The sequence below is a fragment of the Thioalkalivibrio versutus genome (assembly GCF_001999325.1).
GTDB lineage: Bacteria > Pseudomonadota > Gammaproteobacteria > Ectothiorhodospirales > Ectothiorhodospiraceae > Thioalkalivibrio > Thioalkalivibrio versutus.
The window spans coordinates 162,111-180,785 of record NZ_MVAR01000005.1 but is presented as its reverse complement, the minus strand read 5'-3'; the positions used below and the strand labels follow the sequence as shown (position 1 = coordinate 180,785).

At 68.1% G+C, this 18,675-nt stretch carries 16 protein-coding genes; 10 read left to right on the top strand and 6 right to left on the bottom strand.

Annotation, left to right across the window (positions count from 1 at the left end; translation table 11 throughout):
* Positions 1-12: 12 nt before the first annotated feature.
* Together B0684_RS02400 and mtgA are read right to left on the bottom strand one after the other, a co-directional pair.
* Positions 13-2,325: a mechanosensitive ion channel domain-containing protein gene (locus B0684_RS02400; protein ID WP_018650252.1), complete on the bottom strand. Its 2,313-nt coding sequence runs from the start codon at positions 2,323-2,325 to the stop codon at positions 13-15.
* A 118-nt stretch (positions 2,326-2,443) separates the two neighbouring features.
* On the bottom strand, positions 2,444-3,166 hold the full coding sequence (gene mtgA / locus B0684_RS02395; protein ID WP_018650251.1) for a monofunctional biosynthetic peptidoglycan transglycosylase: 723 nt from the start codon (positions 3,164-3,166) through the stop codon (positions 2,444-2,446).
* A 236-nt stretch (positions 3,167-3,402) separates the two neighbouring features.
* Between mtgA and B0684_RS02390 the strand changes: the two genes are divergently transcribed.
* From B0684_RS02390 to B0684_RS02375, 4 genes are read left to right on the top strand one after another with little or no spacing between them, the layout of a single operon-like run.
* On the top strand, positions 3,403-3,732 hold the full coding sequence (locus B0684_RS02390) for a hypothetical protein (protein ID WP_018650250.1): 330 nt from the start codon (positions 3,403-3,405) through the stop codon (positions 3,730-3,732).
* Positions 3,725-4,138 (top strand): thiol-disulfide oxidoreductase DCC family protein, encoded by a 414-nt coding sequence (locus tag B0684_RS02385; protein WP_018169593.1) that lies wholly within the window; start codon positions 3,725-3,727, stop codon positions 4,136-4,138. Before B0684_RS02390 ends, B0684_RS02385 begins: the two co-directional genes overlap by 8 nt.
* On the top strand, positions 4,113-4,289 hold the full coding sequence (locus B0684_RS14065; RefSeq protein ID WP_077276949.1) for a DUF2256 domain-containing protein: 177 nt from the start codon (positions 4,113-4,115) through the stop codon (positions 4,287-4,289). The genes B0684_RS02385 and B0684_RS14065 overlap by 26 nt, the downstream gene beginning before the upstream one ends.
* A complete protein-coding gene (locus tag B0684_RS02375; protein WP_018650249.1) occupies positions 4,286-4,864 on the top strand; it encodes a histidine phosphatase family protein in 579 nt (192 codons plus the stop codon). The genes B0684_RS14065 and B0684_RS02375 overlap by 4 nt, the downstream gene beginning before the upstream one ends.
* A 39-nt stretch (positions 4,865-4,903) precedes the next feature.
* On the opposite strand, the gene B0684_RS02370 is transcribed toward B0684_RS02375, so the two are convergent.
* The 3 genes from B0684_RS02370 to B0684_RS02360 are packed head-to-tail and all read right to left on the bottom strand — an operon-like array spanning position 4,904 to position 10,768.
* Positions 4,904-6,484 carry a TolC family protein gene (locus B0684_RS02370; protein ID WP_018650248.1) on the bottom strand — a complete coding sequence of 527 codons (1,581 nt, stop codon included), beginning with the start codon at positions 6,482-6,484 and terminating at the stop codon, positions 4,904-4,906.
* Positions 6,477-9,551, bottom strand: a complete 3,075-nt coding sequence (locus B0684_RS02365; RefSeq protein WP_018650247.1) for an efflux RND transporter permease subunit — start codon at positions 9,549-9,551, stop codon at positions 6,477-6,479. The genes B0684_RS02370 and B0684_RS02365 overlap by 8 nt, the downstream gene beginning before the upstream one ends.
* A complete protein-coding gene (locus B0684_RS02360; protein WP_018650246.1) occupies positions 9,548-10,768 on the bottom strand; it encodes an efflux RND transporter periplasmic adaptor subunit in 1,221 nt (406 codons plus the stop codon). Before B0684_RS02360 ends, B0684_RS02365 begins: the two co-directional genes overlap by 4 nt.
* Positions 10,769-10,962: 194 nt before the next feature.
* On the opposite strand from B0684_RS02360, the gene B0684_RS02355 reads away from it, so the two are divergent.
* From B0684_RS02355 to arsJ, 3 genes are all read left to right on the top strand, one after another.
* Entirely contained in the window at positions 10,963-11,421 is a 459-nt protein-coding gene (locus B0684_RS02355) for a TspO/MBR family protein (RefSeq protein ID WP_077276954.1), read from the top strand.
* 84 nt (positions 11,422-11,505) lie between these two features.
* Entirely contained in the window at positions 11,506-12,519 is a 1,014-nt protein-coding gene (locus B0684_RS02350; RefSeq protein WP_018650244.1) for an ArsJ-associated glyceraldehyde-3-phosphate dehydrogenase, read from the top strand.
* 7 nt (positions 12,520-12,526) lie between these two features.
* Positions 12,527-13,762, top strand: a complete 1,236-nt coding sequence (arsJ, locus tag B0684_RS02345; RefSeq protein WP_018650243.1) for an organoarsenical effux MFS transporter ArsJ — start codon at positions 12,527-12,529, stop codon at positions 13,760-13,762.
* 40 nt (positions 13,763-13,802) lie between these two features.
* Here arsJ and B0684_RS02340 read toward each other — a convergent pair whose 3' ends face one another.
* Complete coding sequence (locus tag B0684_RS02340) at positions 13,803-14,684, bottom strand: LysR family transcriptional regulator (RefSeq protein WP_018145863.1); 882 nt, start codon at positions 14,682-14,684, stop codon at positions 13,803-13,805.
* 447 nt (positions 14,685-15,131) lie between these two features.
* Here B0684_RS02340 and leuC point away from each other — a divergent pair, with 447 nt between their 5' ends.
* The 3 genes from leuC to leuB all read left to right on the top strand — a co-directional run bounded on the left by leuC (position 15,132) and on the right by leuB (position 18,668).
* The gene (gene leuC / locus B0684_RS02335) at positions 15,132-16,544 is read left to right on the top strand and encodes a 3-isopropylmalate dehydratase large subunit (protein WP_018145862.1); all 1,413 of its coding nucleotides are present in this window, start codon (positions 15,132-15,134) and stop codon (positions 16,542-16,544) included.
* A gap of 3 nt (positions 16,545-16,547) precedes the next feature.
* On the top strand, positions 16,548-17,195 hold the full coding sequence (leuD, locus tag B0684_RS02330; protein ID WP_018650242.1) for a 3-isopropylmalate dehydratase small subunit: 648 nt from the start codon (positions 16,548-16,550) through the stop codon (positions 17,193-17,195).
* A 399-nt stretch (positions 17,196-17,594) separates the two neighbouring features.
* Entirely contained in the window at positions 17,595-18,668 is a 1,074-nt protein-coding gene (gene leuB / locus B0684_RS02325; RefSeq protein WP_198928518.1) for a 3-isopropylmalate dehydrogenase, read from the top strand.
* Positions 18,669-18,675 lie beyond the last annotated feature (7 nt).

Sequence of the window (18,675 nt, the reverse complement as noted above, 5' to 3'; positions counted from 1 at the left end):
CGGACAAGCGCTTCAGTCGTCGGCCTCGTCGTAGTCGCCCTTGTGCTTCGGATTTGGGCGCGCCCGCCGGTCATCCGAGTAGTCGTCGCCATCCTGCTCGTTGGCGGGTTTCTCCTGCAGAAGCCGTAGATTGGCTGCCGGGGCGCCGCCGTCCTTCTCCTGACCGAAGTAGATGGTCTGGTGCGGGAACGGGATCTCGATGCCGGCGGCGTCGAAGTGCTTCTTGACCAGGCGGTTGAACGCGCGGCCCAGGCCGAACTGGGTGCCCGGCAGGGTCTTGATCCGGACCCGCACGTTGACCGAGCTGTCGGCCAGTGCGGTGACACCGTGCACCTCCATCTCGTCGAGGATGTTGGGTCCCTGGTCGGGATCCTGCTGGAGTTCCTTGAAGGCCTCGCGCAGGCGCACGATGACCTCGTCGATGTCCTCGCGATAGGCGACGCCGTATTCGCCGACGTGGTAGGCGAACTCGCGCATGTAGTTCGCGACCGCATCCACCGACGAGAACGGGATCAGGTGGTAGGTCCCGGAGAGGTCGCGTACGCCGAGCGAACGGATGGTCAGGCGTTCCACCACGCCCGTGGTGCCGGCCACCGTGACGATGTCGCCGACGTTGATGGCGTTCTCCAGCTGGATGAAGACGCCGGTGATCACGTCCTGCACCAGTTTTTGCGCCCCGAAACCGATCGCCAGGCCGAGGACACCGGCACCGGCCAGTAGCGGGCCGATGTTCACGCCGATCTCGGCGAGCACGATCATGGTGGTCATCACGATCAGCACGATGGCCATGGCGTTGCGGAAGATCGTCAGCAGGGTGGTCTCGCGGGCGGTCGGCCCGCCGCCACCGGTGTTCGGGTTCATGCGGTGCTCGACCCAGCTGGCAAAGACCAGCCAGATGGCCAGCACGCCCAGCAGGATCAGCGCCACCGAGATCGCGGTGCCCAGCACCGCCATGCCCATATCCGAGGCCAGCCATGTGGTCAGACTGAACGCACCCCAGGCATCCGCGACCACGGCCAGCACGACCAGCAGGATCACCAGACGCATCACCTTCAGCGCATTGGGGATGTAGGAGTTCAGGCGCAGCTCCAGCGACGGGAACTTCTCCCGGGTCTCTTCGGGCACCCGAATCCGGCGGCCGATCAACTGGGTCAGCAGGTTGGCGACGAAGATGCCCACGAAGATGGCGAGCAGGGTCTGTCCGGTCGCCTTGGCCATGAAGGGGAGCGCATCTTCCGGCCGGGTGATGCTGACCACGGCCAGGGCCAGGAAGTAGATCAGGGCGATCCAGTGCCAGAAGTTCGCCAGCAACGAGATCACGATGCGGGTGAAGGCGTACTGCGCCCTGTTGGCCAACCTGATCAGGCGGTCATGCACCCGGGTGCGGTTCTGCAGGATGATCACGGCGGCGTAGAGGAAGGCCGTTAGCATCACGATCAGCCCCAACGAGCGCCCCGCCTCGGAGGAGATCTGGTTGTTGGTGATCGGGACCAGCAGCAACAGGCCGTAGCCGATATACCCCACGATGCGGGCCAGCCAGGCGTTCCAGTAAGCGGCCTCGTCCCCGGCCATCGGCAGCAGGCGCAGGCCGTGGTAGCGAGTGGCGAAGATCAGGCGCAGGGCCGCCTTGGTCACCTCGATCAGCAGGAATGCGTTCAGGAACAGCGAGTGCCGGGTGTTCATCTCGCCCGAGTCGCCCAGCACGAACAGCGCCAGTGCATAGCCGGCCAGCCAGGCGAGGATCACGACGAGGAAGTCGATCGCCGCGGCCAGGACCACGGCCGGTAGCGCCCGCATGAGCCGCATATGCTCGGCCGCATTCAAGGCCCAGCGATCAAGTCGGGTGAACAACGGTGCGCCCAGCCTTCGCAGTATCAGGAACACCACCACGGTGAACACGATGACGAAGGCGAGATCCAGTACCGCCAGCCCGAACACGGTGGGCTCGACTCCGCGCACGCGCTCGGCGATATCCACTGCGATGTCGTTCAGGGCCCGGACCTCGGCCACGGTGCCTTCGGCCAGCGACTGGGTGAGCTGGGCAATCTGGCGCGCCACGGATTCGCTGTCGCCGGTTTCGACCGGCAGGTCATCCGTGGCGGCGTCCTCCGCGCTGGAGCCGTCGCCGGAGCGCAGGGCCTCGAGCAAGTCTTCGCGGGCCTCCTCGTTCTCCAGTGCGTCGATGAGCATCTGGCGCAGATCGCTGCCGGAATCCTGCTGACCGGTGCCCTGTGCGGACGCGGCCCCGAGGGGCTGGATCAGTAGGAGCGCGAAAAGCACCAGCAGGCGGGAGAAGTCGATACGCGGCGCGCGCAGATGGGTCACGGCAAACCTCCATGTCTGGGAGGGACATCCTTGCGAGCCCCCGGTACGGTCAGTCAGTCCGAGGCAGTCTAAAGGCTGGAAGTTCCGTGCCACAATTTCGGTGGCCTGCGCACAGGCTTTATTCCAGCAGCATCGGATCCAGCCAGGCGATGCCGAGCTGGGCCATCTGCTGCTCGACCCAGACGATCCGCCGGTCAAGGTTGGGTCCCGGGCGGACCGGGTTCATGCGGCCGGGGCTGGGCAGGATGGCGGCCAGGCGCGCGGACTGGTGGCGATCGAGCTCGGTGGCGGAGATCCCGAAGTAGTGTTGGGCGGCGTTCTCGATGCCGTAAACGCCGGGACCCCATTCCGCCAGGTTGAGATAGATCTCGAGGATGCGCCGCTTCGGCCAGAGGGTCTCCATGCCGAAGGTGAACCCGGCCTCCAGCGTCTTGCGTGCCCAGGAGCGGCCGTGCCAAAGAAAGAGGTTTTTCGCGGTTTGCTGGCTGATGGTGCTGGCTCCGCGCAGGCGCCCGCCGCGTGCATGATCGCTGAGCGCCTGGCGCACCGAGCCCCAGTCGAAGCCGCGGTGGTTGGGGAAGTGCTGGTCCTCGGCTGCGATCACCGCCAGCATCAGATGGCGGGGCAGGTCGTCCAGGCGTTGCCAGTCCGGACGCCGGTTGGAGGCGGTTTGCCAGTCGGTCGCCACCACCATGGCCATGCCGTAGGGCGGGTCGACCCGGGCGAAGAGCACCACCAGGGCGAGCATTGCCCCGATCCCCAGCGCCAGCAGAAACGCGACCAGCCCGCCGGTCCAGTAGAGCAACCGGCGGAGCGGGCGGCGCTTGCGGCGCGTGGCCACTACGGTCTCGCCTCTTGGCGGTGGGCGTGCGGGTGGATGACTGTCCGGAGACGGGGATTCATGGGCTGAAAGGATAACGCCTGCGCTCGCCGGGCGGGATGGGGCGTGCCCTTTCTTCTCTTCTGGAAGCACGCGCGGCGAACTGTTTTGCCGTTTCGTGGCCCAAAGGCGAAGGGGTGAGGAGGACGACCCCGGAATTTGCCTTAACAAGCCAACCGTTCGCGAAGGAGAGAGCCATGGATGTATTGCCCTATCGCTATGTCACCCCGAGCGGCGAGGCCGTGTCCTTCGACTTCCGTCTGCATCCCGAGACCGGTTCCGCGGTGCGGGTGCAACAGTTGCTGGATCGCCTGACCGACACGCTGGACAGCGAGATCGGCGTGCTGGGCGATACCTGCAATGGCGACGTGCTGCAAGCGCTGGCAATGGCCCTGGCCGTGCGCACGGAGATGATCCCGGCCAACCCCGAGATGACCCAGGATCTGGCGCGTGATGTTGTCGAGCGGGCGCTCAGATCCCTCGATGGTGCCCGGCACCAGCAGACCGGGCCGGTGGGGCATGCCTGAAAACCACCAGGACCAATATTCCGAGGCCCCGGGACGACCGGTGGTGTTCTTCGACGGCGGCTGTCCGCTTTGCCGGCGCGAGATCGGCCACTACCAGCGGCTCGACACCGCGGGCGCGATCGATTGGCGTGATATCCATGCCGATGCCACACCGCTCGACGCCTGGGGGATTACCTGGGATCGTGCGATGCAGCGCATGCATGCCGTAAGCGCCGACGGGCGCATTCGCAGCGGCGCCTGGGCCTTCGTGCTGGTCTGGCGGCACCTGCCATATTACCGCTGGCTTGGCGGTGTGCTGCATCGCCTGCCCCCGATCGTCTGGCTGATGGATCGCGTCTACAACGTGATTGCGCGTTATCGCTGGCGCTCGCGCTGCGACGATGGGGTCTGTCACCCGGACCGCTAAGGTGGCCCACGCCAAGCCGCATTTACCGGAGAAGACCTGTGCGGTATGCGGCCGCCCGTTCGCCTGGCGGCGCAAATGGGCCCGGTGCTGGGATGAGGTTCGCTACTGTTCGGACGCCTGCCGGCGTCGCCGTTCGGGGAAGATCGCGTGACGACGCGCTTTGTCGTTCTGGTGTTCTGGATCGCCGCGCTGGCGGTGCCTCTGCCCCTGGTGGCGGGCGATCTGGCGGATGAACGCGCGATCGTCGCGCAATTACAGGAACCCCACCGCATCCTGCTGATGCGCCATGCCCTGGCGCCCGGCATCGGTGACCCGTCGGGCTTCGATGTCGATGACTGCGCCACGCAGCGCAACCTGTCGGCTGAAGGACGCGCGCAGGCGCGCGCCAGTGGGGAGCGCCTGCGCGCGGCGGGCCTCGAGTCGATCCGGGTGTTCGCGGGTCCGTGGTGCCGCAATGTCGATACCGCGGCGCTCCTGGGGTTCGGCGAGCCCGTGGTGCTGGAGGCAATGGGCTCGGTGTTTCGCACCAATGCCCCGCATCGCGAGCGGCGCATGCGCGCGTGGCGCGAACACCTGGCGGAAGAACACCGGCAGACGGCGGGGCCGGCGGTCTACGTGACCCACCGGGCCAATATCATGGAGCTGAGCGGCCGCAGCCTTGGCGCCGGGGCGATGCTGGTCGCCGAGATCGACGCGCAGGGCAATGCCCGGCCGGTGGATCAATAGCCGCGCGACCCGAAGGCGCCGGGTCGTGTGCAAGCCGGCTTACAGACGGATCTCCACGCGTTCGGCGCCGGGGGCGTCGATGCCGCGATGGAGCAGCAGGGTGCCGCTGGCGTTCAGCAGTTCGGTGGTGAGCTGACGGAAACGCACGACCGTCTCGGTCAGGTTCAGGCGGCTCTCCAGCAGGTCGCGCTGGGCCTGGGAGACGGCCAGCGCGGTCCCGGCGCCGACGCGGAAGCGCGTCTGTTCCACCCGCAGGAGTTCTTCCTGCAACTCGACGGTCTCTTCCTGTGCCTGAATCTGTTCGCGGATGCGGGCGGCGTCGAACCAGGTGCCGCGCACGTCCTCGATGGCGAGTTGCTCCAGGTTGGCCAGGGTTTCCCGGATCTGCTGGCGGGTCAGCCGGGCCCGGGTGTGTTCGGCCTCGGCGGCGCGGTTGCCGATCGGCATCTCGAAGCGCAGGCCGGCCGCCAGGTCGTAGCCGTCGCCCTGGCGGTCGCGCCAGGTGCGGCTGAAGCTGTCCGCGTAGCCCGACTGGCCCAGGGTCACGAAGAAATCCAGGCGCGGCAGCAGGCCGTTGCGGGTGCGCACGACCTCCAGTTGGTCGCGCTGGACCCGCAGTCGCGTTTCGTTGAGATCGGCGCGGTGGTCGCGGGCCAGCGCCACGTAGGCATTCAGGGGTTCCAGCGTGTAGCGTTCCAGGCCCGGCTCGGAGCTCGCCTCGAGCCGGGTATCCCACAGGCCGCCGTCGCCCTGGAGCAGTCGCGCGAGGCCGTCCTGCGCGCGGGCGCGTTCGGCGCGGGCGTCGATCAGGCCCTGACGGCGCAGCGCCACCTCGGCACGGGCCGACACGGCCTCGGTCTCGGGGCGGTCGCCGGCGGCGATGCGCCGCTCGGTCTGGTCGAGCTGCTCGCGGGCCACGGCCAGGGCCTCCTCGAAGATGGCGATCCGTTCGTCGGCCAGCACCAGATCCCAGTAGCGTCCCTCGACGTCGGTGATCAGCTGTTCGACGAAGCCGCGGACCTCGTACTCCGAGGCCTCCACGTCGAGGCCGGCCTGGCGCAGGCGCACCAGGTTGGACTCGATACGCCCGCCCCGGAGCAGGGCCTGAGTCAGGCTCAGGCCCGCGCGGGTGGTGAACTGGGGTGCCTCCACGCGCGAGCTGGAACTGCGCGAGCTGCGTACGGAGACCGTCAGGTCCGTACCGGTTGGCAGCGACTGGCTCAGACCCGCCTCGCCAAAGCGCCGGGTAGTGGTTACTTCATCGGTTTCGCCGATCTGTTCCAGCTGGCGCACGCTCTGGTCGCGGCTGATCTCCAGCTCGGCGAACAGCTCGGGGTCGAACACCGCGCGTTCCTGTGCCTCGAAGATGCCCTGGATCGCGGTTTGCAGGCGCTCGGCGCGCAGGCCGCGGTTGCCTTCCAGCGCGCGGGCGACGGCCTCCTCCAGGGACAGGGTCTCTTCCGCCACCGCCTCGCGTTCGAACGGCCGTGCGTCCGTCAGTGCATCCGCGGGCAGGGACAGGCGCAGCCCGTCGGAGGCATCCGGCGTTTCAGAGGCGTGGGCCGGGAGGGCCAGCGCCAGCGCGAGCGCGACGAGGAAGGGCAGGGGAGTTCTAGGCATGATCCGTGGCGACTCGGTAGACGGGTTGCGGGTGCTCGCCCCGGCGGTGGAACAGCAGGTAGAGCGTCGGGATCAGCACCAGGGTGATCAGGGTAGACGAGAGCAGCCCGCCGATCACGACCCGGGCCATCGGGGCCTGGGCCTCGCCGCCGTCGCCCATGCCGATGGCCAGCGGCGACAGCGCCAGGATGGTGGTCAGCGTGGTCATCAGGATCGGGCGCAGGCGCTCGCCCGCGGCGGCCACGATGGCCGCTTGCAGTTCCATGCCGTCTTCGCGGTGGCGCCGCGCCATGCGGTCCACCAGCAGGATCGCGTTGTTCACCACGATCCCGACCAGCAGCAGGATGCCGATCAGCGACTGCACGTTGAGCGTGGTGTCGGTGATCAGCAGCGCGCCGGTTACACCAATGATCGCCAGCGGGATGGAGAACATCACGATCAGCGGGTCGCGCAGGGACTCGTACAGGCTGGCCATGACCATGTAGACCAGCAACGTCGCGAGCAGGGTGCCCAGGAGCAGTTCGGAGAACGCGGCTTCCTGCTCCTCGATGTCGCCGGTGACCGAGAAGTCGATCTCCTCCGGCAGCGGGATATCGGCCAGCGCCGCACGCACGTCGGCGGCGACCTCGCCCAGCGAGCGGTCGCCGATGTTCACGAACAAGGTGCTGATGCGCGCCTGTTCGCGGCGCTGGATGCTGTCCGGGCCGATCGCCGTATCGAACGTGACCAGGCTGCGCAATGCCACGCGTTCGCCGTCCTCGCTGCGCACGGTCAGGTTGAGGAGGTCGTCCAGCGAGCTCCGGTCGGCGTCGCGTAGTTGGACCCAGATGCGCGTCTCGTCGCCGCCCGCGCGCAGCTGGCCGGCGCCGGAGCCGCCCAGGGCGGTTTCCAGGGTCTGGGCGATGGTGCGCACGTCCACGCCGAGGTCGGCGGCGCGGTCGCGGTGGATGCGGGTGGCGAATTCCGGCTGCCCGCCGTCGGAGCCGACGCGGGTGTCGGTGACGCCGGGGACGTCCGCCAGCGCGGTCTCGAAGCGCTCGATGACGGCGTTCATCGTGGGCAGCTCGAAGCCACGTACCTCGATGGACAGGCTTTCCTCGTCGGCGCCGCGCCCGAAGCCGCGGAAGAAGATCCCGCTGGAGGCGCGCACGCGGATCTCGACCCCCGGCGGGCTGCCCAGCGCGTCGCGCAGGGCCGCGGCGATCTCTTCGGAGGAGCGGCTGCGGCTGTCGCGCGAGCCGACCATCACGCGCATGTTGCCGGAGGCGGGCGAGGAGGCGCGGAACGCCGAGGCGCCGGAGCTGGAGACCAGGTTTTCCAGTTCCGGGACCTCGTCGTGGATGATCGCCTCGAGGCCGGACATCGTGGCGTAGAGCTCTTCCAGGGGTGTGCCGGGCTCCATGGCGACATGCACGCGCAATTCGCCTTCGTCGGTGGCGGGCAGGAATTCCGTGCCCACGCCGCGCAGCCCCGCCAGGGCGATCATCAGCAGCAGGAGGCTGATGCCGATGACCATCCACGGCTGGGCCAGGGTGCGCCGCAGCAGCCCCTGGTAGCGTTGCTCCATGCGCGCGAGGGCACTGGTGTCGCGCTTGGGCATCGGGGCGCGGGCCATCAGCATCGGGACCAGGGTCAGCGCGACGATCAGCGAGCCTGCCAGGGCAAAGGCGACCACCGCCGCCAGCGGCTTGAACAGCTGGCCGGCCAGTTCCTCGGCGAAGAACAGCGGCAGGAAGATCGCCACGGTGGTCAGGGTGCTGGCGACGATGGCGGGTGCGACGCGCCCGGTGCCGCTGATGGCGGCCTCGGCGGCGGTCTGTTCGGCATGTTCCTCGCGCCGTCGCGCGATGCTCTCGATCACCACGATGGCGTTGTCCACCATTAGCCCCACGCCCAGCGCGATCCCGCCGAGTGTCATCAGGTTCAGCGAGTAGCCGCCGAAGTAGACCAGGCCGAAGGTGGCGATCACCGCCAGCGGGATCGCGGTGGCCGCCACCAGCGTGTAGCGGATGTTGCGCAGGAACACGAGCAGCACCAGCACGGCCAGGGCACTGCCGTAGAGGATCGACCGACCGACGTTGGTGATGGAGTTGCGGATAAAACCGGCCTCGTCGGTGACGGCGCGGATGTCGATCTGGGGGAAGTCGCGGTTCAGGCGCGCCAGTTCGGCGTGGACCGCCTCGGAGACCTCGACGGTGTTGGCGTCGGCCAGCTTGCGCACGGCGAGCTGCACGCCTTCCTCCTGGTTGACCCGGAACCGGCGGGTAACGCGCTGGTGGGTGTCGCGCACGTCGGCCACCTGGTGCAGGTAGGTCACACCGTCCTCGCTGCGCTGCACGATGGTGTCGCGGACCTCGTCCACCGAACGGAACTCGGCCGGGGTGCGCAGGCGGTATTCGCGGCGCCCGTCCATGATCGGGCCGCCGGGGGTGATCACGTTGGCGTCGCGGATGCGGTTGCGCAGGTCGTCCAGGCCGAGGTCGATGGCCTCGATGCGTTCCGGGTCCACCTCCACGCGGACCTCGCGCTCCAGGCCGCCGAAGGTATCCACAGCTGCCACGCCGGGGATGCGTTCCAGACGCGGGGCGATACGGTTGTCGATCAGGGTGCGCAGGTGGATGGCGTCCAGTTGCGAGCCGATGCCCAGACGCATGATGGGCGAGTCCTGGGTGTCGAACTGGCGTACCAGCGGGCGATCGGCGTCATCGGGCAGGCGGTCCTCGATGCGCGCCAGGCGATCGCGCAGGTCGTCCACCGCCTGGCGGATGTCCGTGCCCCAGGCAAAGTTGATGCGGACGTTGCTGTTGCCCTCGGCGGAGGTCGAGCGGATCTCCTGGGCACCGGTAATGGCGGCCGCGGCCTGCTCCACCTGGCGCGTGACGAGTTGTTCGACTTCCTCGGCCCCGGCATTGGGGTAGGACGTCATCACCGTGACCACCGGGTAGGTGATATTCGGCAGCAGATCCACCGGCAGGCGGGTCAGCGCGGTCAGGCCGAGGATCACCACGATCAGGGCCACCATGCTGGTCAGCACGGGGCGGTGGACCGTTACGCGGGCCGGATTCACGGGGTGTCCGACTCGGGTGTGTCGTCTCCACCCGGCACGTTGCGCGGGTCGGTCAGGCGCAGCGGGGTGCCGTCCGCGAGCAGGTGCTGGCCGAGCACGACGACCTCGGTGCCTTCCGGCAGCTCCGGTTCCAGCAGCTCGACCCAGTCTCCATCACGCACGCCGGTAACCGCCTGATGGCGGCGGGCCTGCGGGCGTTCGCCGCTGCGGTCCACGCTGAACAGGGTCGGGCCGGCCTCGCGCTGGATGATCGCGTCGCGCGGGATGGCCCGGACGGCGTTGCGTTCCCCCAGGGTAATGGCGGCCTCCACGAACATGCCCGGGCGCAGCTGGTCGCGTTCGTTGGGGATCTCCACCTCGACCCGAGCCTGACGCGACCCGGGCCGGAATTCCGGGGCGATGCGGGCGATGGTGCCGGCAAATCCGGCGTCCGGATAGGCGGCGGTGTAGACCTGTGCCCCCTGGCCCGGCGACAGCCGGCCGTAGTCGGCCTCGGTCACGGCCAGGATGGCGCGCACCGGCTGCAGCCGGACCAGCGCCAGTGCGGTGTCGTTGGCGCTGATGACCGTGCCGGGATCCACGTGGCGTTCGGCGACCCAGCGGGTGCTGTCGGCCGTACCCGCCTCGATGCGGGTGTAGCTCAACTGGATCTCGCGGGTGCGTAGCGCGGAACGCCGCTGGCGGATCTGCGATTCGGCCAGGGTGACGCGCGTCTGTGCCAGGGCGAGTTCGGTTTCCGCGGCCTCCAGCTCCGAGCGCGACGCGATCCCCTGGTCGCGCAGCTCGCGGGTGCGCTGCAGTTCGCGCCGGGTGGCATCGCGGCTGGCCAGGGCCTCGGCCAGGCTGGCCTCGGCGACTTCCAGCTCCGCCGCGGCCTGGGCCACATCCTGCTCGAATTCCTCGGTATCCAGCTGCAGCAGCGGATCACCGGGCTCCACGCGGTCGCCCAGATTGACGAACACCTCGGCAACCCGCCCGCCCACGCGGGGGGTGATCTCGATCCGGTCGGCGCCCTCGATGCTGCCGGTGAAGCGCCGCCGTTCGACCAGGTCGCGGGTCTCGATGCCGGCAATGGCGACCGCGACCGGGCGGGTCTCGCCGCCGCCCGGACGACCGGAAGGGGCCGCGTCGTCTTCCGGCCCCAGCAGCATCCAGACGAGGATGCCAGCGGCCAGGAGGAACAGGATCGCCGTGATCAGTGTGGCGGGGCGGGGCATTGCAACTCGCTTGTGTGCCGGGTGGTCAGGTTAGAGTGTCGCGTGGCTGACTGAATCGTGCATGAATTCCGTTCGGAATCCGGCGCCGATTCGATGAAGCCCGGACTAGGACCCGCGAGTACAAGGAGAATTCCGTGACGACATCCGATTCGGCCCGTTCCCCGCGCCCGCGGCGGCGCTCCTTTGCCATGGACATGCTGGGCCTGCTGGCCTGGATGGTGTTGGTCTTCGCTGTGGCGGGATTGGGGGGCTGGGCGACCAGTCTGTCGGTGGGCGACTGGTATCCGACGCTGACGCGCCCGCCGCTGAACCCGCCGGACGCGGTATTCGGCCCGGTCTGGTCCGTGCTGTTCGGCCTGATGGGTCTCGCCGCCTGGCATGTCTGGCGGCGCGTCGGTTTGACCGGTGCCCCGATGGCGCTGGGGCTGTTCCTGGCCCAGCTCGCGCTGAATCTCGGCTGGTCGGTGCTGTTCTTCGGCATGCAACGCCCGGATCTGGCGCTCGCCGAGATCCTGATCCTGTGGCCGGTGATCCTGGCCACCCTGATTGTCTTCTGGCGGATCGACCGAATCGCCGGCGCGCTGCTGGTGCCGTACCTGCTGTGGGTCGCCTTCGCCATCTACCTCAACGCGGGGATCGTCTGGCTCAACTGACGAGCCGGGTTTTCGGCGCCCGGGCGTCATGCGTTTGTCATTTGGGCGGGGTATGCTGACGCGATTTTTCGCGGGAGGGGCTCCATGGCGGTGCGCGTCGGTATCAACGGGATAGGGCGGATCGGTCGGTTGGCCCTGCGCGCGGCATGGGACCGGGACGACATCGAGGTCGTGCATCTGAACGAGTCCGCCGCGGACGGGACCGTTACCGGGCATCTGTTGGAGTTTGATTCCGTTCACGGGCGTTGGGGCCGCGAGCCCGAGGCCCAAGCGGACCAGATCCGGATCGACGGGCGCGAGCTGCGCCACACGGGCCTGGCCGAGCCGGGGCAGGTGCCGTGGGGCGAGTCGGACGTGGACATCGTCATCGACGCCACTGGCGCCTTCCGCACCATGGACACGCTGGAGCCGCACTTCACCCGGGGCGCGAAGCGCGTGGTGGTCGCGGCGCCGGTGAAGGACGAGCGCGCGCTGAACGTGGTGATGGGCGTGAACGACGCCGCTTACGATCCCGCGAAGCACCACGTCGTGACGGCTGCCTCCTGCACCACCAATTGCCTGGCGCCGCTGGTCAAGGTGCTGCACCCGGCGCTGTCGATCCGCCACGGCACCATCCTGACCGTCCACGACATGACCGCCACCCAGTCGCCGGTGGACCTGCCGCGCGACAACCTGCGCCGGGCTCGTGCGGCCGGGCTGAACCTGATCCCGACCACTACCGGCTCGGCGAAGGCGATCGGCGACATCTTCCCCGAGCTGAACGGGCGGCTGAACGGCCATGCGGTGCGCGTGCCGTTGATGAACGCGTCGCTGACGGATTTCACCTTCGAGGCCGCGCGCGAGACGACGGCGAAGGAGGTCAACGGCCTGCTGCGCGAGGCTGCGAACGGTGATCTGAACGGCATCCTCGGCTTCGAGGAGCGCCCGCTGGTCTCCAGCGATTTCCGCACCGACCCGCGCTCGTCCATCGTGGATGCCCAGTCGACGATGGTGGTCGATGGCACGCAGGTGAAGGTGCTGGCCTGGTACGACAACGAGTGGGGCTACGCGAACCGGCTGGTCGAACTGGTCGCCCGCGTCGCCAAGCTCGGGGTTTGATGCCGTCGTGAGCGGCACGGCCGACCAGCCAAACTCCGGCGGGCCGCCTACCCTGGGGCTGGGTGCCTACGCGCGGATCACCGCGAACTATTGGGCGTTCACCGTCACCGACGGCGCGATCCGCATGCTGGTCGTGCTGTTCTTCCACCAGCTGGGCTACAGCCCGCTGGAGATCGCCTTCCTGTTCCTGTTCTACGAGCTGTTCGGGGTCATCACCAACCTCACCGGTGGCTGGCTGGCCGCGCGGCTGGGGGTGAACACCACCATGATCGGCGGGACGCTGCTGCAGGTGGCGGCCCTGCTGATGCTCACGGTGCCCGAGGCGTGGCTGGGCGTGGCCTACGTGATGTTTGCGCAGGCCCTGTCCGGGATCGCCAAGGATCTGAACAAGATGAGCGCGAAGTCCGGCGTGAAGCTGATCGCCGGCGACAGGGAGGGGCGGCTGTTTCGCTGGGTGGCGGTACTCACCGGCTCGAAGAACGCGCTAAAGGGGGTCGGCTTCTTTGTCGGCGGGGCGCTGCTCTACAGCGTGGGCTTCCAGATGGCGCTGGTCATCCTGGCCGGGATGCTGGCGCTGGTCATGCTGTTCTCGGTGGTCGGACTGCCGCGCGGGCTGGGGCGTGTCGGGGGCAAGCCGAAGTTCACCCAGATGTTCTCCAACTCCGCCGCGATCAACGTGCTCTCGGCCGCACGCTTCTTCCTGTTCGGCGCGCGTGATGTCTGGTTCGTGGTCGCGTTGCCGGTGTTCCTCAGCGCCACGCTCGACTGGAACCACATGCAGGTCGGCGCGTTCCTCGCGCTGTGGGTGATCGGCTACGGCATCGTGCAGGCCTCGGTGCCGCGCCTGCTGGGCCGGGGCGGGGTGCATCCGACCGGACTCACCGCGCGCCTGTGGGCGTTCATCCTGATGCTGCTGCCGATCGCCATTGTGATCGGCCTGGAGGTGGGCCTGGACCCGGCCTGGGTGCTGATGGTCGGACTGGGCGTGTTCGGCGTGGTGTTCGCGATCAACTCGGCCGTCCACTCCTTCCTCATCCTTGACTACGCCGAGGCCGACCGCGTTGCGATGAAGGTGGGCTTCTACTACATGGCCAACGCTGGCGGCCGCCTGGTCGGCACTGTCGCCTCCGGCGCCATCTTCATGGTCTGGGGCCTGGAAGGCGCCCTGATCGCTTCCACCTTCTTCATCTTCGCCACCTGGATGATCTCGTCCCTCCTCCCCCGCGAAGCCGCCCGCGCCTGACCGCGCGGCTGCCGGCCTGGAAGGGGGCGGCGGCATCGGGTTACTGCGGCCGCTGTAACGCCTCGATGACAGCCTCCAGCGTGCGGGAGCGGTACCGCTCGGCATGGCGGACCCAGCCGAGCTGGCGGGTGACGGGCCCGCCGGGCCAGTCGAGCACGGCGAGGTCGTCGGTGGCCATGGTGCGGGGGAGGAAGCCGATGCCGAGGCCGGCCGCGATCAGCATGCGGATGACTTCCAGGTAGGGGCTTTCCTGGGCGGCAGTGGGGTGCAGGCCCTGTGCGGCCAGGGCCTGGTCGATCTGGCGGCGGGTGGTGGAATCCCCGGGCGGCAGGATGGCTGGCCAGTCGTGCAGGCGCCGCAGGGTATCCAGCGGGGTATCGTCAGCGCGGTTGCGGGCGACCATGGGAACAAGCTCGTCGGTCCATACGGTGTGCGCCTCGGCGCCCTTCGGCAGATCCTCGGGCAGGGTGGCCAGGGCCAGGTCGGCGTCGCCGTGCATGACGGCCTCGATGCCGGCCTCGGAATCCATGAATGCCAGTTCCAGTTCCAGCTCCGGGTAGCGCTCGCGCAGGGCCGACAGTGGCGTGGGCAGGCGGTGCAGGGCGATGTGGTGCGAGGTGGCCAGGCGGATGCGGCCGCGCACCACCTGGTCGAGGTCGGCGACCTGCTGCTCGATGGCGCGCAGGCGGGCGAGGATTTCCCGGGCCTCGGGCAGCAGGCGTTCGGCGACCTCGGTCGGCCGTACACGCCGACCCTGGCGCTCGAATAACGGACGTTCCAGCGTGGCCTCCAGCGACTGGATGCGCTTGCTGATGGCGGGCTGCGTCAGGTGCAGCCGTTCGGCCGCGGCGGAGAAGGCGCCGGTGTCGACGACCGCGACGAAGGCCTGCAGGGATTCGACACTCAGTTGTTCTGGGCGCATCCGTGTCTCTCCAGTCCCCGCGTGAGATAATGGTCCGTTCGATGGTCGGGCTCGGCATGACCCGGCACCTATATAACCGTATGGAATGATACGGATAAGAAATCGGATTTGAAAGAATACCGGGGCGGGCCCAGACTCTAGATCAACGGGCGTCATGAAACGACGTCATTGCGAGGAGCCGAAGGCGACGCGGCACAAAAGCGCTAAGCGCGTTGAACGGCCGCAGGCCGGCCCGAAGGGCGAGCGCAGCGAGTAACCTCCTGAAGCTGGCAGAGCGCCAGTACCGGGATCGGGTGGTTTCGGACGGAGGTTGCTTCGTCGCTACGCTCCTCGCAATGACGGTGCCAGTTGGCGACGCGGTGCAAGGGCGAGCCTGTATAGCGCCGGTGGATCGTCGGCGGTGGGACGCAAGAACGATAGAACGCGGCGCGGCCGCGGGAGTAGGTAATGGCTGGCAAGACCCTGTATGACAAGTTGTGGGAGGCGCATGGGGTGCGCGAGGAGCCGGATGGCTCGACGCTGCTCTACATCGACCGCCACCTGGTGCACGAGGTGACCAGTCCGCAGGCCTTCGAGGGGCTGCGGCTGGCCGGGCGCAAGCCATGGCGCGGCGATTCCGTGCTGGCGGTGCCGGATCACAACGTGCCCACGGAGAACCGCGACCAGGGGATTGCGGATCCGGTCTCGCGCATCCAGGTGGAAACACTGGAGAGCAACGTCACGAGCCTGGGGCTGAAATTCTTCCCGATGGCGGACGTGCGCCAGGGCATCGTGCACGTGATCGGCCCGGAGCAGGGCGCGACCTTGCCGGGCATGACCGTAGTCTGCGGCGACTCGCATACCTCCACGCATGGCGCGCTGGGCGCGCTGGCCTTTGGTATTGGCACCTCCGAGGTGGAGCATGTGCTGGCCACGCAATGCCTGTGGCAAAAGAAGACCAAGGCCATGCAGATCCGTGTGGAAGGCGCGCTGCGCCCGGGCGTCACCGCCAAGGACGTGGTGCTGGCCATCATCGGCCGCATCGGCACCGCTGGCGGTACCGGCTACGCGATCGAGTTTGCCGGCTCCGCGATCCGCAGCCTGTCGATCGAAGGCCGTATGAGCGTCTGCAACATGTCGATCGAGGCCGGGGCCCGTGCGGGCATGGTCGCGGTGGACGAGAAGACCATCGAATACGTGCGCGGCAAGCCGCAGGCGCCGACCGGCGAGATGTTCGAGCGGGCGGCCGAGTACTGGCGCACGCTGGTCTCCGACCCGGATGCCGAGTTCGACGCGGTGGTGGAGATGGATGCCGCCGAGATCGCCCCGCAGGTCAGCTGGGGCACCTCGCCGGAGATGGTCGCGCCGATCGACGGGCGGGTGCCGGACCCGGCGGCCGAGTCCGATCCGGTGCGCGCCGAGGGCATGCAGCGGGCGCTGGAGTACATGGACCTGAAGGCGAATACCCCGATGACGGAGATCCGTCCGGACAAGGTGTTCATCGGGTCCTGCACGAATTCCCGGATTGAGGACCTGCGCGCCGCCGCCGAGGTGGTGAAGGGCCGCAAGAAGGCCGACAACATCAAGCTGGCGATGGTGGTGCCGGGCTCCGGGCTGGTGAAGCAGCAGGCGGAGCAGGAGGGGCTGGACCGCATCTTCCTGGATGCCGGCTTCGAGTGGCGCGAGCCGGGCTGTTCGATGTGCCTGGCGATGAACGCCGACCGCCTGGAGCCGGGCGAGCGCTGCGCCTCGACCTCGAACCGCAACTTCGAGGGCCGTCAGGGGCAGGGCGGGCGCACGCATTTGGTCAGCCCGTCGCTGGCCGCCGCGGCGGCCGTCGCCGGGCACTTCATTGAACCGTCCGCGTTGAAGGAGGCGTAAGCGATGCAGGCCTTTACTGTACACAAGGGGATCGTCGCGCCGCTGGACCGCTCCAACGTGGATACCGATGCGATCATCCCCAAGCAGTACCTGAAGTCGGTTAAGCGCACGGGCTTTGGCCCGAATGCCTTCGACGACTGGCGCTACCTGGACCCGGGCGAGCCGGGCATGGACGGCTCGAAGCGCCGGCCGAACCCGGACTTTGTGCTGAATCAGGCGCCGTTTGACGAGGCGACCATCCTGCTGGCGCGCAAGAACTTTGGCTGTGGCTCCTCCCGTGAGCACGCGGTCTGGGCGCTGACCGATTTCGGTTTTCGTGCGGTGATCGCGCCGTCGTTCGCGGACATCTTTTTCTCCAACAGCTGCAAGAACGGGCTCCTGCCCGTGGTGCTGGCCGAGGACGAGGTGCAGCGCCTGTTTGATCAGGTGGAGGCGAATCCGGGTGCGCAGGTCGAGGTGAATCTGGAAGAGATGACCGTGACCGCGCCGGACGGTAACGTATTCGACTTTACGCTGGACGAGGACCGCCGCCATCGCCTGCTGAACGGGCTGGACGATATCGCCCTGACGCTGCAGTTTGCGGACGATATTCGCGCCTTCGAGGAGCGCCAGCGCCGCGAATGGCCGTGGATGGCGGAACAACAACGGTAGACGGTGCGTCTGGCACGGCCTGGATCCGGGCACCGTCATTGCGAGGAGCGAAGCGACGAAGCAACCTCCGTCCGGAACCACCGGATCCCCGTACCGGCGCTCTGGCAGCTTTGGGAGGTTACTCGCTGCGCTCGCCCTTCGGGCCGGCCTGCGGCCGTTCAACGCGCTTCGCGCTTTTGTGCCACGGCCCCTGGCGGGGCCTCGCAATGACGGGGGGCAGGAAGCACCGTCATCGCGAGGAGCGCAGCGACGTGGCGATCTTCCAGGGCAGCCCCGGCGCTGGCTCGGGTAAACGTCGGGGGTTGCGACCGGAGGTTGCCACGTCGCCTGCGGCTCCTCGCAATGACGTTGCCACTAGGAATGTATAGGTAAAGAATAATAGTTACTTGGGAGAGGTTTGTGAGCCGAATTCTGGTATTGCCCGGGGACGGGATTGGGCCCGAGATCGTGGCCGAGGCGCTGAAGGTGCTGGAGCGCGTGGGCGAGATCGGCGGTCTGGATCTGGAGATCGAGCAGGGCCTGATCGGGGGCGCGGCGCATGACGCGGCCGGGCACCCCTATCCGGAGGCCACCCGCGAGGCGGCGCGTCGTGCAGACGCGATCCTGCTGGGGGCGGTGGGTGGCCCGCAGTACGAGTCGCTGGAGCGCGACCTGCGCCCCGAGCGTGGGCTGCTTGGCATCCGCTCGGATCTCGGCCTGTTCGCGAACCTGCGCCCGGCGATCCTGTATCCGCAGCTGGCCTCGGCCTCCACGCTGAAGCCCGAGGTGGTCAGCGGGCTGGACATCCTGATCGTGCGCGAGCTGACCGGGGGGATCTACTTCGGCCAGCCACGCGGGATCGAGGAACGCAATGGCGAGCGGGTCGGCTTCAATACGCTGGTCTATAGCGAATCGGAGATTGAGCGGATCGCCCGGGTCGGCTTCGAGGCGGCGATGAAGCGGGGCAAGCGCCTGTGCTCGGTGGACAAGGCCAACGTGCTGGAGGTCTCCGAGCTGTGGCGCGAGGTGGTCGAGCGTGTCGGGAAGGAATTCCCCGAGGTCGAGCTGTCTCACATGTATGTGGACAACGCCGCGATGCAGCTGGTGCGTGACCCGAAGCAGTTCGACGTGATGGTGACCGGCAACATGTTCGGGGACATCCTGTCCGATGCAGCGGCGATGCTGACCGGCTCCATCGGCATGCTGCCGTCCGCCTCGCTGAACAGCGAGGGCGTGGGTCTGTACGAGCCGATCCACGGTTCGGCACCGGATATTGCGGGGCAGGGCAAGGCCAACCCGATGGCGACGGTGCTGTCGGTCGCGATGCTGCTCCGTCATAGTCTGAACCGCAACGACCTGGCCGAACGCATCGAGGCGGCTGTGGGTCGGGTACTGGATCAGGCCTTGCGTACCCCAGACATCTTCGGTGAAGGCATGAAGCTGGTCGGTACGCAGGGCATGGGCGACGCCTTGGTCGCGGCCCTGGATGAGTAATTATCTA

Bases quoted from the DNA above. Each gene is read 5' to 3' on its own strand.
- B0684_RS02390 (WP_018650250.1), top strand. From the start codon at position 3,403: ATGGATGTATTGCCCTATCGCTATGTCACCCCGAGCGGCGAGGCCGTG.
- B0684_RS02385 (WP_018169593.1), top strand. From the start codon at position 3,725: ATGCCTGAAAACCACCAGGACCAATATTCCGAGGCCCCGGGACGACCG.
- B0684_RS14065 (WP_077276949.1), top strand. From the start codon at position 4,113: ATGGGGTCTGTCACCCGGACCGCTAAGGTGGCCCACGCCAAGCCGCAT.
- B0684_RS02370 (WP_018650248.1), bottom strand. From the start codon at position 6,484: ATGCCTAGAACTCCCCTGCCCTTCCTCGTCGCGCTCGCGCTGGCGCTG.
- B0684_RS02360 (WP_018650246.1), bottom strand. From the start codon at position 10,768: ATGCCCCGCCCCGCCACACTGATCACGGCGATCCTGTTCCTCCTGGCC.
- B0684_RS02355 (WP_077276954.1), top strand. From the start codon at position 10,963: ATGCTGGGCCTGCTGGCCTGGATGGTGTTGGTCTTCGCTGTGGCGGGA.
- B0684_RS02350 (WP_018650244.1), top strand. From the start codon at position 11,506: ATGGCGGTGCGCGTCGGTATCAACGGGATAGGGCGGATCGGTCGGTTG.
- B0684_RS02340 (WP_018145863.1), bottom strand. From the start codon at position 14,684: ATGCGCCCAGAACAACTGAGTGTCGAATCCCTGCAGGCCTTCGTCGCG.
- leuC (WP_018145862.1), top strand. From the start codon at position 15,132: ATGGCTGGCAAGACCCTGTATGACAAGTTGTGGGAGGCGCATGGGGTG.
- leuD (WP_018650242.1), top strand. From the start codon at position 16,548: ATGCAGGCCTTTACTGTACACAAGGGGATCGTCGCGCCGCTGGACCGC.